Origin of the sequence: Streptomyces canus (genome assembly GCF_030816965.1) — a bacterium.
Classification (GTDB): Bacteria; Actinomycetota; Actinomycetes; order Streptomycetales; family Streptomycetaceae; genus Streptomyces; species Streptomyces canus_E.
Map to the genome: position 1 here is coordinate 45,316 of NZ_JAUSYQ010000002.1, position 12,695 is coordinate 58,010.

Below are 12,695 nucleotides of genomic sequence, written 5' to 3' on the forward strand. Positions count from 1 at the left end.
GCGGTGTGGCAGCGGTGGTGGTTGTAGGTGTGCAGGTGGAGAACGGCACCGGGATCGACGGCCGTGCGGCGCAGGTCGCGCAGGCCCTCAAGGATGGTGGCTTCAGCCAGGACACCAGTACCGGCAATGGCACCCCGTCCGCAACCACCCTGCTCACCTACCCCTCGGCGCGCATGCCGCAGGCGCAGGCGGTCGCCAAGGCGCTGGGGCTGCCGTCCTCCGCCCTGATTCGGGCAGCGGCACCGGCATCGTGCTGGTGATCGGCTCCGACTGGCCGAGCGGCGCGACCTTCCCCGGCTCGAAGACGCCGGTGCCGGTCGACACCAAGGCGGCGCTGAACAACACCCACCAGCAGAACGGCCACCACAAGCAATGCGCCACGGTCAGCACGTCGACCGACGTGATCGGACTGGACTACGCGTACCACACCACGACCTCGTCGCATCCGGTGCACACCACGTCCCCGAGCCACGCCTACGACATCAGCCCCAACGTCAAGGACTCCGCCCCCTGACCCCCGCGTCCCCTTACTGACTTCAGCTCGTCGGGGTAAATCTTTGCGAAGACCCTGATGGGCGTGGGTGGGCGGCTGTATCCGTGTGGTGTGAGATAAGCGGATGGGGGCGAGTTGACCCCTGCGGGACGTCGCCGCCGGGAGTCGGTACGGATGCAGGCGGACTAGTTGTACGAGCAGGAGACCAAGTCGTCGGAGGTCGCGGGGCGGCTGCGGATGAGCGTGAAGTCGGCGTGCCACTGGCACCAGTTGCGGCGGGACGGCGGTCGTGAGGCTCTGGCTTCCCGCGGCCCGAGTGGATCCCGTTGCCGGCGCTCTCCGAGGATCTCGCGGGCCGTCGACTGCGGCGTCTTCCGCAGGAGTTCGGTGTCGACCCGGCCGTAGTGATGGGACACGCGGGCCGAGGTCAGGGGGATGGGCGGCCTTACGCAGGTCCTCGTGCCGTAGCCCCGGTGTCCCGTGTACGAGTCTGAGGGCCGCCCCGCAGGCCGGGCCTTCTTCACTCAGCCTCGCAGGGACTCCGAGCGGATCCCGAGCTCCCGGGCGACCTCGGTCACCGTCCGACCCGACGACCGCACCCCCCTGTGATGTCCACGCGCACGGCGGCAGTCAACCTTTCGCGGTACCGCGGAAGTTGCAGCAACCGCGCGGCTACCGCGCCCGGTGGGGCGGGAGTTCCACCCACAGTGGGACGCGACGGCCACGCCGTTGCACCTACCGTCATAGCGCATCGGCACCGCCCGACCCAGCGGTGCCGCACAGCCTGCGGCCGGAAGAAGCCAACATGTCCATGTTTGAGCGCGTCACCGGAACGACACTGCTGCCGATCAACACGGGGGGAAACATGGCACTTCGCAAGCGAGTTCTCGCGGCTGCAGCCGCCATCGCCACCGGAGGCGTACTGGCTCTGGCTCCCACGCCCGCATCGGCGTCCGTCTCTCAGGGCTACGTCATAGGCGTGGGCGCGGCCACGGATGACTGGGGAGACGAGGGGCCGCTGTCGGCGTCGCAGCACTCCAAATCCTACGCCGTGGGACTTTGGCAGTGGGTGCTGTGGGCGGAGGGAGTGAAGGAGCCGAACGGGACACAGTTCGACATGGGAGACATCGACTGCCGTTTCGGCTCGACCACCACCTATGCGACCAAGCAACTCCAGGCTCGATGGCACCTCAGCCAGGACGGGATTGTCGGCAAGGACACCTTCAGCAGAGCAGACAATGAACTGGTCCTCTTTGCGGGTGGTGCGATTGATGATGTCACCTACGGTGGAAACGATGGTGAGATAGGGTTCTGGCGCGATGAGTTGGGTCAGTACAACTTTCCGGTGGTTTACGAAGACAACGAGTACCTCACAGCCAGTTATGCAAATGCCCCTGCCGAGGCATGCCAATACGGCAGCTGAGCGTCGAATTTCCCTGGCGTGACCCACACCGCCGCCTGCCCGGGGGCATGGGCAAGGCCCGTCTTGCGGACCGTCTCCAGCAGCAGGACCGCACCGGCCTGCGAGACCACCTGCCGACCGTCTCCCCGGACACGGACACGTGGGTACGACGAGATAGGCTCTCTCACCTGGAAAGTGCTCTTTTCCTTGCAGCCAACAGGAACCTCAGCAAGTCCTATCGTTGCAGTTCAAGGGCACTTTCCGTGTTTCTGATCGACTCTTGGACAGCCCACCTCGTGAAAGCGCGAGGTTAGTTAGTCTCGGTCCGAGGTGTGATGCGCGACGGCCTGTCATCTCGAGGTTTCATACGGCGCATTGGTATCGGGCTGAATGGCGTTCGGTGGTGCGCCGTGTCTGGTCCAAGAGCGTCGCTGTCGCGAAGGACGCTGCTGTGGCTGGGGCGGATCTTTGGTCCAGGGAGGGCCCGCTGTCCGGCCCCTCGATTGCCGTGAGGGACTTCGCTCCGGCCAGGACCCCGCAGGCGGCCAGGGCCAGGACGTACGACAGCGGGTGGCGCCGGCCCCGCAGGCGGCGCGGGTCGGGCAGGCGGCGCAACCGGTCCAGCAGGTCGTGCAGTTCATCGGAGCGGGCCGGATCGGATCCGGCGAGTTGGCCCAGCCCTGCAGGAATGGGCGATGATGACACGGCAGGCACGGTCTTCCGTTCTGGTGATCAGCGAACTCGACACTCCGTGATCACCGGAAACCGTGCCTGCGCGCCTACCTGCCGATTCATCGCCATCACGGCCGAGTTGGGGTATCAGGCCCATACCGGCCACGTTGGGCCACGAGACTACTCCCATGCCGTTGAGGGAGCTTGCCGCGTGGCCCTCCTACCCTCCCGGTGTCACTAGCCCTGTCTCATAGGCGATCACTACCGCCTGGGCCCGGCTGTTCAGGTCGAGCTTGGTCATGGTGCGGTTGAGGTGGGTCTTGACCGTCGCCTCGCTGATGGAGAGCTGGTCGGCGATCTCCGGGTTGGACAGGCCGCGTGCGGTGAGTTTGAGGACGTCGACCTCGCGGGGGGTCAACGTGTGGAGGTCCGGCAGGCTTTGCGCGTCGGGCGTGGATCGGTTCTGTGGAACGTATGCCTCGACGAGCCGCCGGGTCACGCTGGGGGCGAAGAGTGCGTCGCCGCCCCCGACCGCGGCCACCGCGGCAAGCAGCCGCTCGGGGCCGGAGTCCTTGAGCAGAAAGCCGGACGCGCCGGCGCGCAATGCTCCGTAGACGTATTCGTCGAGGTCGAAGGTGGTCAGGATCAGCACCCTGGGCGCGGGGCCGGCCGCGTCCGCGATGATGCGCTTGGTGGCCTGGATGCCGTTCATGCCGGGCATGCGGATGTCCATAAGGATCACGTCGGGGCGCGTTTTGGCGGCCAGCCGCACCGCCTCCTCGCCGTCCCCCGCCTCGCCGGCGACCTCGAAGCCTGCCGCGGCGTCGAGCAGGCCGACGAGGCCAGCGCGGATGAGGAACTGATCGTCGACGACGAGGACTCTGGTCATCTCCTACGCTCGTCTCCCCACCGTGTGCCGGTTGTCGACGTCGGCAGGGTCAGGCGGACCGCGAAACCCCCCTCGGCGTGTGGGCCGACGCTGATCGTCCCGCCGTAGAGCTTGGCCCGCTCCCGCATGCCAATCAAGCCGTGTCCGGTGCCTGCCGGGACTCTGGCCGGATTCAGCCCGTCTTTGTTGCCCGTTCCGTTGTCCGTGACGATGACGGTCAGTTCATGCTGCCGGTAGTGCAGTCGCACCTGCGCGTCGGCGTGCTGAGTGTGTTTGAGGACGTTGGTCAAGGCCTCCTGGACGACGCGGTACGCGCACAATTCGACGCCCGGGGCGAGCGGGCGCACGGTGCCCTGGATGCTTAACTCGACCGGGATGCCTCCGGCCCGGATACGTTCGAGCAGGTCGCCGAGGCGGGCGAGGGTGGGCATGGGCGCGGCTGACTCGGCGCCGCCCAGATCGTGTTCCCGCAGGACGTGCAGGATGCGCCGCAGTTCCTCCAGGGCTTCGGCACTGGTGTCCTCGATGGTGCCGAGCGCGCCCCGGGCCGTCACGGTATCGGAGTCCAGGACGAACCGGGCCAGGCCTGCCTGCACGGAGATTACCGACATGTGGTGGGCGACGACGTCGTGCAGCTCACGTGCTATGCGCCCGCGTTCGGCGGTGACCTCACGGCGGGCCCGCTCGGCCAGCTCGGCGCGCAGCTGCCGGGCGAGTTCGCGGGAGCGGCGGGCCAGAGTGCCGGACCACACCAGCACCAAGCTGAACAGCAGGGCCTGGCTCACCACCAGCGTCATGGACAGGTTGTCGCTGATCACACCGGCGTACAGCCACTTGGCGGTCATCACGGCCGCACAGCCGACGGCAATCCGAGTCGGGTACAACGACGCCACCGTGTACAGGACGAGCATCGAGCCCAACGCGGACGCCACCGGCCAGTACGCCAGGCTGATGTAGGCGACGCCGGCCAACTGCACGACGGCGAAGACCGTGAGCGGTGCCCTGCGCCGCAGAGCGACGGGCAGATGCGCCAGAGCGAGCAGCCCATAGGCCCGCGCATCGAGTTCCGGCCAACCTCGCGCCACCGACGCCTGACCCAGCCGGAAGGCCACCCAGACCATGGCGAGCGCGATCAACGTGTCGACGAACAGCGGGCGGGGTGTACGCATGCACATCGCCGCAGCGTAACGCCGGTGTACACGCGAAAGCGTCAACCTTGCGGGCTACCACGGAAGTTGCAGCAACCACTACCGCGAAAGTTGCAGATCCGCGCAGCTACCGCACTGGGTGGGACGGGAGTTCCACCCAGTGCGTCCCGTGACAGGTGCGCCACCGCTCCTACCCTCATGCCACGGCGGCACCGCCCGCCGCGGCTTCCGCCGAGCTGTGCGTCGCGGTGGAGACCAGGCTGCGGCCGAGTAGTCGAGAATCCGTCAGCCCAACCCGTCTGATCGGTTCACTCCATTCACGACAACCGGAGGCACCTGCCCTGAGTTGGGTTTGCACCTTGTACCTGGGTACGGGTTTACCGTCGGAGCCGTCCCCGCCCGCACCGTCGCTGCCGACGGGCGCCGGGAAGCTCAAGGATCTTCTGCGGTACCACGGGAGTTGTACAACCCTCGCGGATACCGCGTGCGGTGGAGCCAGAGTTCCACCTGCTGCGGGATGCGTCAGCTGCGGGCACGCTCCTACCGTGAAGCCCATCGGCACGCTCGTCGAGTGCAGCCGCAGCCGCGTGGGCTGCTCGGGGGGCCCAACCTGGGACCCGGCCCGCGGCCGGAAGGAGCCTGCATGATCATCCGTAAGCGCTTCGCCTTGGCTACGGCCGCCCTCACCCTGGGCAGCGGGCTCGCCATCCTGCCAGCGACAGGGGCGTCGGCCGCGGCCTACGACGGGCAGAGCCCGGTGACGTCAGGGTGTGCCAACAGCGCCATCACAGCGCGCGCGGAGAACATCTACGTGGACGGCGAGAAGATCGGGAAGATCGAACTCCGGTACAGCACCAGCTGCCGGACTGCCTGGGGGCGCGTCACGGCGTACTACCTTGCGGGCAATGGGCAAGCGCACGTGGTCCGCATCTCCGACAAAAAGTCCTACTACTGTGACAACACGGACTGGAGCGACGTCCTGAACGGATTCACCTGTTACACCGCGATGGTCAACGACGCCGGTGTGACTTCGCTTGCCTGGGGTCAAGTAGATGACTTTGACACCGGTGAAACTGGGTACGGCTTCACCGAGAGTTACTGAGTGCGGGCTCGGGAAGCTCGGCCGATCGAGGCTGAGGCTGAGCGGGCCCGTAGGCGACAGGGGTGATCACGCTCCAGCGAGGACGGCGGGGCCACGAGCCGCTGTAGTGGTGGGCGCGCGCGAAAGGCCTTCGCCGTGTGGACCAGCTCGTTCGGCATCTCGCGGACGCTCACAGATGCGGATGATCCGGTGGGTGAGAGCAGCGGTCAGGACTGTGACGGTGCCTTCAAGGCCAAGGCTCCTATCGGGACACCGCCCTTGGTGTGATGGCACTTGTTGAAAACGGCTCTGGCCGCTGTTCCGTGAATGATCTCGCGGGTGCAGCGGCAGGCCACGTGCAGCGGGTTACCGGAGTGTCAGGTCATGCGGGCGTCTGTGGATCTGCGCGTCCGAGCATGTCGGCGAGGGGAGTCCCGGTTCGTACTGCTGCGATTCGACGTGCTCGCAACTGGGCTCGGGTACGGGGACGGAACTTGAGTTCCTTGCCGCAGCCGCAGGGTTCGCGGCTCTCGTAACGCAGTCCGGCGTCCAGCACCGCAGCCACGACGGTCCACGCCTTGGTGTCTCGGCGCCGTGGTGCGGCAAAGTCATGGCCAGCACAGAGCATGGGCTCGGCGCATCGGGTGCACCGGTGCCCGCCGGGCCCGTGGTGCCGCTTGAACGCGACGCGGCAGGGCACGCACACGTAATGAAGCTTGTAGGGCCTCTCGGCGTAGTAACACACGAGACGAACGTACCCGGCGTGGTGGCGACTGACGAGGCGGTTTTCATGGCGCAGTTCATGACTGGGTGAGGATGCGGGTTCGCAAGAGTTCGAACGAGGCTCGGCCATACATTGCTCTCTTGAGTGTTTTGACCCGGTTCACGTTCCCTTCGACAGCACCGGAACTCCACGGCAGCGTGAGTCCGGCGGTGACGGCATCGAGGTCCTGGCGGAGGAAGCCGGCGAAGCCCTTCATCGGTTTCGGGGCGTCCTGCTCGGCCTGGCGGATCCACTCCAGCAGCAGGTATCCGCGCCGGTGACGGACCAGATCGGCGAAGGCTCGGGCGAGGTCGCAGGCCCGGGTGATGTCCGGGCAGGCGAGCCGGACCTGAAGCAGCCGCTCGTCCTGGCTCTTGGTGAGCGTGTCGCGGGGCCGCATGATCCAGGAGGTGATCTTGCGAGGGCTGAGCATGTCGGCCCGGACCGGTCCGGCCGTGCCCGCCCGCAGGGCAGCGAGGTGTTTGCGGACGACCTGGCGGCTGCCCCGATAGCCGCGAGCCTGGATCTCCATGAACAGCCGGGTGCCGCTGACCTGGCCTTGCGCTTCGATGAAGCTGGTGTCCAGGTACGCTTTGAACGGCTCCAGGACGCCGTTGGGACGGCGGTCGCGCGCCGAGACGAGCAATTGGTCGAGGTCGGTGTCGCGGAAGCGGCGGACGGTCTTGCGGTCGAGGTTCAGCCGGCGGGCGATCGCGCTGATTGTCCAGCGTTTCTCCAGCAGGTGGTGGATGCCCTCGTAGCGGTGACGGGTGCGCTCGATGGTCTGGGTGCGTGGCAGCTCCGCGGGCGATAACAGCATCGGTGCTGCCTCGGGCACTTCGGTCACTGTCTCCTCCTCAGCGCGTTTACGCAGGCAGTCGCGGTGCTGGTGGCAGGTCTTCTCCACCGCGGCGGACAGGTTCTGAAGTAAATGCCAACGATCGGCGACTTCGACGGCGTCGGGGGCAGCTTCTTTGACCGCCTTGATGTAGGCGGTGGCCCGGTCCCGGCAGATGATCTCGGCTCCAGGGTGCTTGGTCAGCCAGGCCGCGAACGTCTCGGAGGTGCGGTCGGGCAACACGTCCACGACCCGGCCGGCCTCGACGTCGACCAGCACGGTGCCATAGGTGCAGCCCTTGCGGAAGGCGAACTCGTCCACCCCCAGCACCCGCGGTGCACGGGCCGACACCATCGGCGCCCTCAGCAGCCTGAGCAGCTGAGTCCGGCCCGCGGTCAGCCGCAGTCGGCGGCACAGCCGAGCGGCAGGGCGACCGCCAAGCTCGATCGCGATCGACCTCAGCCAGCCCGTCAGCCCGGTTCTGGAGCGGCGGTGCCGCTCGGACAGGCCCGGCACCTGCTCAACGAACGTCTTGCGGGAACAGCACTTCCGGTCGCAGAAGTACCGGCGCACCCGCAGCCGGACTATGACCCGGCGAGGGCCCAACGGCCGCTCATTCAAGGTACGTTGATACATGCTGTGTACACGTCGCGCCTGCTTCTGGCAGTCCGGACAGCGGCCCGGACGAGCCGTCGACACCGCTTCCACCGGCAGGATGTCGGAGCAGTGACTCACCCCCTCCACCCGCACATTGATCCCGGGAATCAGCACATCATCGACCGTCCTGCCCGCCACGGCAGGAAACACTCTGCCGAAACGATCCCGCGTTCCCGCCGCGGATCTGGGGGTTCACGGAACTGCGGACAGAGCCTTGAAAACGACCACTTCCTGCTCGGGGGTGACCCGGACCTGCTCGATGGATCTCCCCACCCATGCGGCACCTGGCCTGCGTCCGGGCGGCTCTCGTGGTTATCGCCGGGCAAGCCGCACCGTCGGTCAGTCCAGGTCGGACATGTCGAGCACGAAGCGGTAGCGGACGTCGTTGCGAGCCAGGCGTTCGAGAGCCCTGTTCACCTGGGACGACGGCAGCAGCTCGATGTCGGCGGTGATGCCGCGCTCAGCGCAGAAGTGCAGCATGGCGGCGGTGGAGGGGCGGCCGCCGCTGCCTGCGGAGCTGAGCTTCTTGCGGCCGATGAGCAGGTCCATGGTTTCCACGGTGACCGGCCCGAGGTGGCCGAGGTGACTGAGGGTGCCGTCCATGGCGGCCACCCGCAGGTACGGAGCCAGGTCGTGGGGAGCGGAGATGGTGTCTATGATCACATCGAACTGGTCGCGGACCGCTTCCATCTCCTTCGGGTCGGTGGACACGACGAATCCCTGCGCTCCCAGGCCGCGCGCTTCGTCAGCCTTGTCCGGGGTTTGGCTGATGACGGAGGTCGTGGCGCCGAGCCCGGTCGCCATCTTGACCGCGAGGTGTCCCAGGCCGCCCAGCCCGGCCACGGCGACGGTACTGCCTGGGCCCACTCCGAGCGCCTGCAGCGGTTCCCAGACGGTGACGCCGGCGCAGAGCAGGGGGGCTGTGGCGGCCGGGTCGAGGCCCGCAGGGAGATGGTAGGCGAACTGATTGCTCACAACGTACTCGCGGGAGTACCCGCCCAGCGTGGTCGCCCCGTCCTGCCGGTCGGCTCCGCCGTAGGTCAGTGTCGGGAACTCACGGCAGAAGTTCTCCTGGCCGGCCTGGCACATGCGGCACATGCGGCATGAGTCGACGATGTTGCCGACGGCCACGGGGTCGCCCGGGGAGAAGTCGGGAACCGCGCTGCCGACCTCGGTTACCACGCCTGTGAACTCATGCCCAGGTACGAGCACGCCGTTCGCGTCGCTCTCGTGCGCCTGCAGCGCGTGAAGGTCTGTGTAGCAGACACCGCAGTACTCGACACGTACCGCGATGTCGTCCGGGCGTAGGTCCCGGCGCTCCAGCGCTGCGCGGCGCAGAGTCCGCGTCGTGCTGTCCGCCTGCCATCCGGTCGTGGAACGCATCTCTGACTCCTAAGACAGACTGTTCGGTCTATTTGCCGGTCTGTCTGACAGTAGACACATGCGAGCAAAGAAGCAAACAGACGAGTCTGTCTGTTAAGGTGCGGAGTATGCCTGACCAGCCATCCAGCAGCCGCGGAGCAGCGACTTACCAGCGCATCGTCGATGCCGCCACCCAGGAATTCGCGCAGTACGGCATCGCCGGTGCACGCATCGAGCGGATCATCGCCGCCGCACGCACCAACAAGGCGCAGCTCTATGGCTACTTCGGCAACAAGGAGCAGCTCTTCGACGCGATCTTCTTCGCCTCACTGGAGCGGATCACCAATGTCGTCCCCATCGACGCCACGGGTCTCGCCGACTGGGCGGTGCGCCTCTACGACGAGTACCTCAGCCGCCCCGATCTGATCCGGCTCGCGACCTGGGCGCGCCTGGAGCGGCGCCCGTCCGGGTATCTCGTGGCGGACCACGACCGCTACGACGACCACAAACTCCGCGCCATCGCAGAGGCCCAGGCCGCCGGGCGCATCAGACAGGGAGACCCCTTCGACGTGATGGCCATGGTCATCGCCATGTCCATGGCCTGGTCTCCGGTGAGCAACGTCTACGCCGCCTCCGCCCAGGAGCCCGCGAGCGTCCACGAACAGCGGCGCACCCTGCTCCGAGACTGCGTAAGCCGCGCCGTCGCCCCGGACTGGGGAGCCTGAGCACACCGTGACGGTTCGGCGCGGCCCGCACACCCCGCTCCGTGCGGGCCCGGCCTTCACCTGCGAGGCGCTCGTCTTCGCTCCCCACTCGGTTGAGGGGCGAAGCGAGTGGGGCGACGAGTAGCCCTGGCCGATTCCAGAGATCCTCATCATGGTGACCTCGGCGGACTTCGGGGCGCTGTGGAGGCCAGCGCAACACCTACCGCAACACTTGGCGCAACCTCTACCGCAACACCGGGCGTTATGAGGTGAAGCGGCGGCCGGGCGGGCTGGTCACGGTGTCGCCCTGCGATTCGGTGCCCACGATCTGGAGCTGGTCGCCGGTCGCGCGCACGCCCAGGTCCAGGACGTCGTCCGGGGCGAGCCGCAGTTCGCGTCCGTCCTGCGATGCGTGCTCGTGCTCATCGGGCTGCCAGGCGTGGGTTTCCAGATCGCTGCGCAGTTCGGTGAGCGCCGCCAGCACCTCGTTGATGGTCACCATGTGCCGGGCCCTACTCGGTCGGGTGGAGGCGGCAGGAGGGAGAACCCCGCACCGCGCTGACGAGCCGTGGTCGGGCTGCGTGCGGTGCGGGCGGGAGCCGTGGTCGGCCTCATGGTCGGATCCCTGGGGCGGATTCCAGGGGTCGTTGCAACAGGTTGAGTGCCGCAACGGTGTGTGGGTTGCGGCGATGATCAGTGTTGCCAGTCGGTTTCGCCGCCTGGGCCAACCAGGACGGGATCGATTCCTGAGCCGGTGAGGCTCCACGACTCGTAGTCGGGGTCTGGCTCGATGCTGAGCCGAGTGCCGTCGTCGAAGCCGAGGGACAGGGTGCCTTGCCCGGTGACCTCGGTTTCGGTGACGCACTTGGCGAACAGGTCGAGTACCGGCGCCAGGGACGGTCCGGTGGCTGGCATCAGTAGGGCCTGGTGGCCCGAGGAGTCCGTGAGGGTGAACGGTGTCTCGATGACGAGCTCGCCCTCGATGCGGATGCGGCTGTCTGGGGCGTGATCGGTGAAGCTGATCCGGACCTGGTGGTCGAAGGCCGTGCGTGTGACACGGGTGCCGACCAGCTCCGCAGGTACTCTCACCGCTCCCCCTGCCGCGGTTCTGCCGTGTGTCGACGGAAAGCCGACGACCGGCTCTGTTGGGCCTTGAGCAGTGTAGACAGGCGCTCGGTCGGCGTTTCCCAGCCGAGCGTCTTGCGGGGCCTGCTGTTCAGTTCGGCGGCGACCGCGTTCAGGTGTTCGCGAGTGTGGACGGACAAGTCGGTGCCCTTGGGAAAGTACTGGCGGAGCAGGCCGTTGGTGTTTTCGTCCGAGCCGCGCTGCCACGGGCTGCCGGGGTCGCAGAAGTAGACCGGGTCGTTGGTGGCCATGCTGAAGCCGCGATGAGCGGCCATTTCAGTGCCCTGATCCCAGGTCAGTGACCGTTTCAGGTCAGGTGGCAGAGGGTTTACCGCGGCGATGAGGGCGTCGCGCACGGCTGCGGAGTTGTAGCCGTCGGGCAGGTGGACCAGGATCAGGTAGCGGGTACTGCGGTCGACCAGGGTGGCGATCGCGGAGTGCTTCTTGCGGCCGAGGATCAGGTCGCCTTCCCAGTGCCCGGGGACGGCCCGGTCGGCTGCCTCGGGTGGCCGTTGGCTGATCATGACCTTGTTCTTGACTGCCCGGAAGCGCCGACGATCGGCCAGGCGGCGAGGGAGCCGTCTGACACGTCCGGTGCGTAGAGTTTGGGTCAGTTCGCGGCGGAGTTCTGTGCGGCCTTGGGTGTAAAGGGCCTGGTAGATGGTCTCGTGACTCACGTGCATGTCCGGCCGATGAGTGAAGCGTCTGCGCAGAGCGTGGCAGATCTGCTCAGGGCTCCAGCGCAGGGTCAGGTGCGACTGGATGAAGTCGTGCAGTTCCGGGTTCTGGCCGATCTTCCCCGTCTTTGGACGAGGCCGGCGGGCGTCAGCGCGGCGCTGGGCGGTATAGGGCCGGTAGTGCCAGCGGCCGTCGGCCAGGACGGTGCCGTTGCGGCGGACTTCGCGGCTGATCGTCGATGGGCTGCGGCCCAGCTCGGCAGCGATCGCCCGGATGGTGGCCTTCTCCAGTAGCCGGTCGGCTACGTGAACGCGGTCGGCCTCGCGGAGATAGCGCGAGGGATTGCTCGATTCCTCGACGGGTGCCGCGTTGAGCGGTGGATACGCCTTGATCCGACCCGAGGCACCTCGTCCGTTGCGCCAACGTTCGCCGGTGCGGGTGCTGATGCCGACGGTCCTGGCAGCCTCGGCAAAGCTCATTCCTTGATCCACAAGTAGGAAGTACGTCTCCCGTTCTTGCACCAACGGCCTGTTGCCCTGGGGCCTTCGCTTCTCACGAAATTCGACGTCCATCGCCACCTCTGAGCCGAGGTGTTGCAACGATCGCTAGAACCCAGATGGTCGCCCCGACCATGGCGGCTCGGTTAAGCCTTCGGGGCCGGTTGAGCCCTGGAGGCTTCGTCGTCGCGGCGCCGCGGCGGGCCCGCAGGCCGGAAAGCCGGTCAAGAGCACCGAGAACCTCGGAGGGCTGACCCACGCGTCGCGGCGCGGGCCAGCCCTCCCGGGTCAGTTTCCCGCTGGGGCGATCTTCCCGTTGCACGCGTATGAAGGCAGGCCTCTCGGTAGCTCGGGGATGCGAACCTGACCGAGCAACGCCGGGAGGC

The 12,695-nt window shown here is 67.2% G+C and carries 13 protein-coding genes and 2 pseudogenes; 6 read left to right on the top strand and 9 right to left on the bottom strand.

All coding sequences use genetic code 11. The features are described 5' to 3' along the window. Window positions 1–35: 35 nt before the first annotated feature. The 4 genes and pseudogenes from QF027_RS00915 to QF027_RS00930 all read left to right on the top strand — a co-directional run bounded on the left by QF027_RS00915 (window position 36) and on the right by QF027_RS00930 (window position 1,916). Complete coding sequence (locus tag QF027_RS00915; RefSeq protein ID WP_307072112.1) at window positions 36–260, top strand: LytR C-terminal domain-containing protein; 225 nt, start codon at window positions 36–38, stop codon at window positions 258–260. After that, window positions 257–514 carry a hypothetical protein gene (locus tag QF027_RS00920; protein ID WP_306986907.1) on the top strand — a complete coding sequence of 86 codons (258 nt, stop codon included), beginning with the start codon at window positions 257–259 and terminating at the stop codon, window positions 512–514. The genes QF027_RS00915 and QF027_RS00920 overlap by 4 nt, the downstream gene beginning before the upstream one ends. 114 nt (window positions 515–628) lie before the next feature. Further along, window positions 629–838: pseudogene (locus QF027_RS49970) on the top strand (IS630 family transposase); the annotation flags it as partial. 466 nt (window positions 839–1,304) lie between these two features. Next, a complete protein-coding gene (locus QF027_RS00930; protein ID WP_307072114.1) occupies window positions 1,305–1,916 on the top strand; it encodes a peptidoglycan-binding domain-containing protein in 612 nt (203 codons plus the stop codon). Window positions 1,917–1,930: 14 nt separating this feature from the next. Here QF027_RS00930 and QF027_RS49975 read toward each other — a convergent pair. The 4 genes and pseudogenes from QF027_RS49975 to QF027_RS00945 all read right to left on the bottom strand — a co-directional run. Continuing rightward, a pseudogene (locus QF027_RS49975) lies at window positions 1,931–2,083 on the bottom strand (IS1380 family transposase); the annotation flags it as partial. A 175-nt stretch (window positions 2,084–2,258) separates the two neighbouring features. After that, a complete protein-coding gene (locus tag QF027_RS00935) occupies window positions 2,259–2,600 on the bottom strand; it encodes a transposase family protein (RefSeq protein ID WP_307072115.1) in 342 nt (113 codons plus the stop codon). A 187-nt stretch (window positions 2,601–2,787) separates the two neighbouring features. Then, a complete protein-coding gene (locus QF027_RS00940; protein WP_307072116.1) occupies window positions 2,788–3,456 on the bottom strand; it encodes a response regulator in 669 nt (222 codons plus the stop codon). Then, on the bottom strand, window positions 3,453–4,631 hold the full coding sequence (locus tag QF027_RS00945) for a sensor histidine kinase (protein WP_373432388.1): 1,179 nt from the start codon (window positions 4,629–4,631) through the stop codon (window positions 3,453–3,455). The genes QF027_RS00940 and QF027_RS00945 overlap by 4 nt, the downstream gene beginning before the upstream one ends. 616 nt (window positions 4,632–5,247) lie before the next feature. Here QF027_RS00945 and QF027_RS00950 point away from each other — a divergent pair. Next, window positions 5,248–5,706: a DUF2690 domain-containing protein gene (locus tag QF027_RS00950; RefSeq protein ID WP_306986913.1), complete on the top strand. Its 459-nt coding sequence runs from the start codon at window positions 5,248–5,250 to the stop codon at window positions 5,704–5,706. A gap of 779 nt (window positions 5,707–6,485) precedes the next feature. On the opposite strand, the gene QF027_RS00955 is transcribed toward QF027_RS00950, so the two are convergent. Both QF027_RS00955 and QF027_RS00960 read right to left on the bottom strand, forming a co-directional pair. Next, window positions 6,486–8,093: an ISL3 family transposase gene (locus tag QF027_RS00955; RefSeq protein ID WP_307072117.1), complete on the bottom strand. Its 1,608-nt coding sequence runs from the start codon at window positions 8,091–8,093 to the stop codon at window positions 6,486–6,488. A gap of 189 nt (window positions 8,094–8,282) precedes the next feature. Beyond that, a complete protein-coding gene (locus tag QF027_RS00960) occupies window positions 8,283–9,326 on the bottom strand; it encodes an NAD(P)-dependent alcohol dehydrogenase (RefSeq protein ID WP_307072118.1) in 1,044 nt (347 codons plus the stop codon). Between the two features lie 107 nt (window positions 9,327–9,433). Between QF027_RS00960 and QF027_RS00965 the strand changes: the two genes are divergently transcribed. Then, a complete protein-coding gene (locus QF027_RS00965; RefSeq protein ID WP_307072119.1) occupies window positions 9,434–10,030 on the top strand; it encodes a TetR/AcrR family transcriptional regulator in 597 nt (198 codons plus the stop codon). Between the two features lie 241 nt (window positions 10,031–10,271). On the opposite strand, the gene QF027_RS00970 is transcribed toward QF027_RS00965, so the two are convergent. The 3 genes from QF027_RS00970 to QF027_RS00980 all read right to left on the bottom strand — a co-directional run bounded on the left by QF027_RS00970 (window position 10,272) and on the right by QF027_RS00980 (window position 12,384). Beyond that, window positions 10,272–10,511: a hypothetical protein gene (locus tag QF027_RS00970; protein ID WP_307072120.1), complete on the bottom strand. Its 240-nt coding sequence runs from the start codon at window positions 10,509–10,511 to the stop codon at window positions 10,272–10,274. A 191-nt stretch (window positions 10,512–10,702) separates the two neighbouring features. After that, on the bottom strand, window positions 10,703–11,098 hold the full coding sequence (locus tag QF027_RS00975) for a DUF6188 family protein (RefSeq protein WP_307072121.1): 396 nt from the start codon (window positions 11,096–11,098) through the stop codon (window positions 10,703–10,705). Next, entirely contained in the window at window positions 11,095–12,384 is a 1,290-nt protein-coding gene (locus QF027_RS00980; RefSeq protein ID WP_444876082.1) for an IS30 family transposase, read from the bottom strand. The genes QF027_RS00975 and QF027_RS00980 overlap by 4 nt, the downstream gene beginning before the upstream one ends. Between the last annotated feature and the right edge of the window lie 311 nt (window positions 12,385–12,695).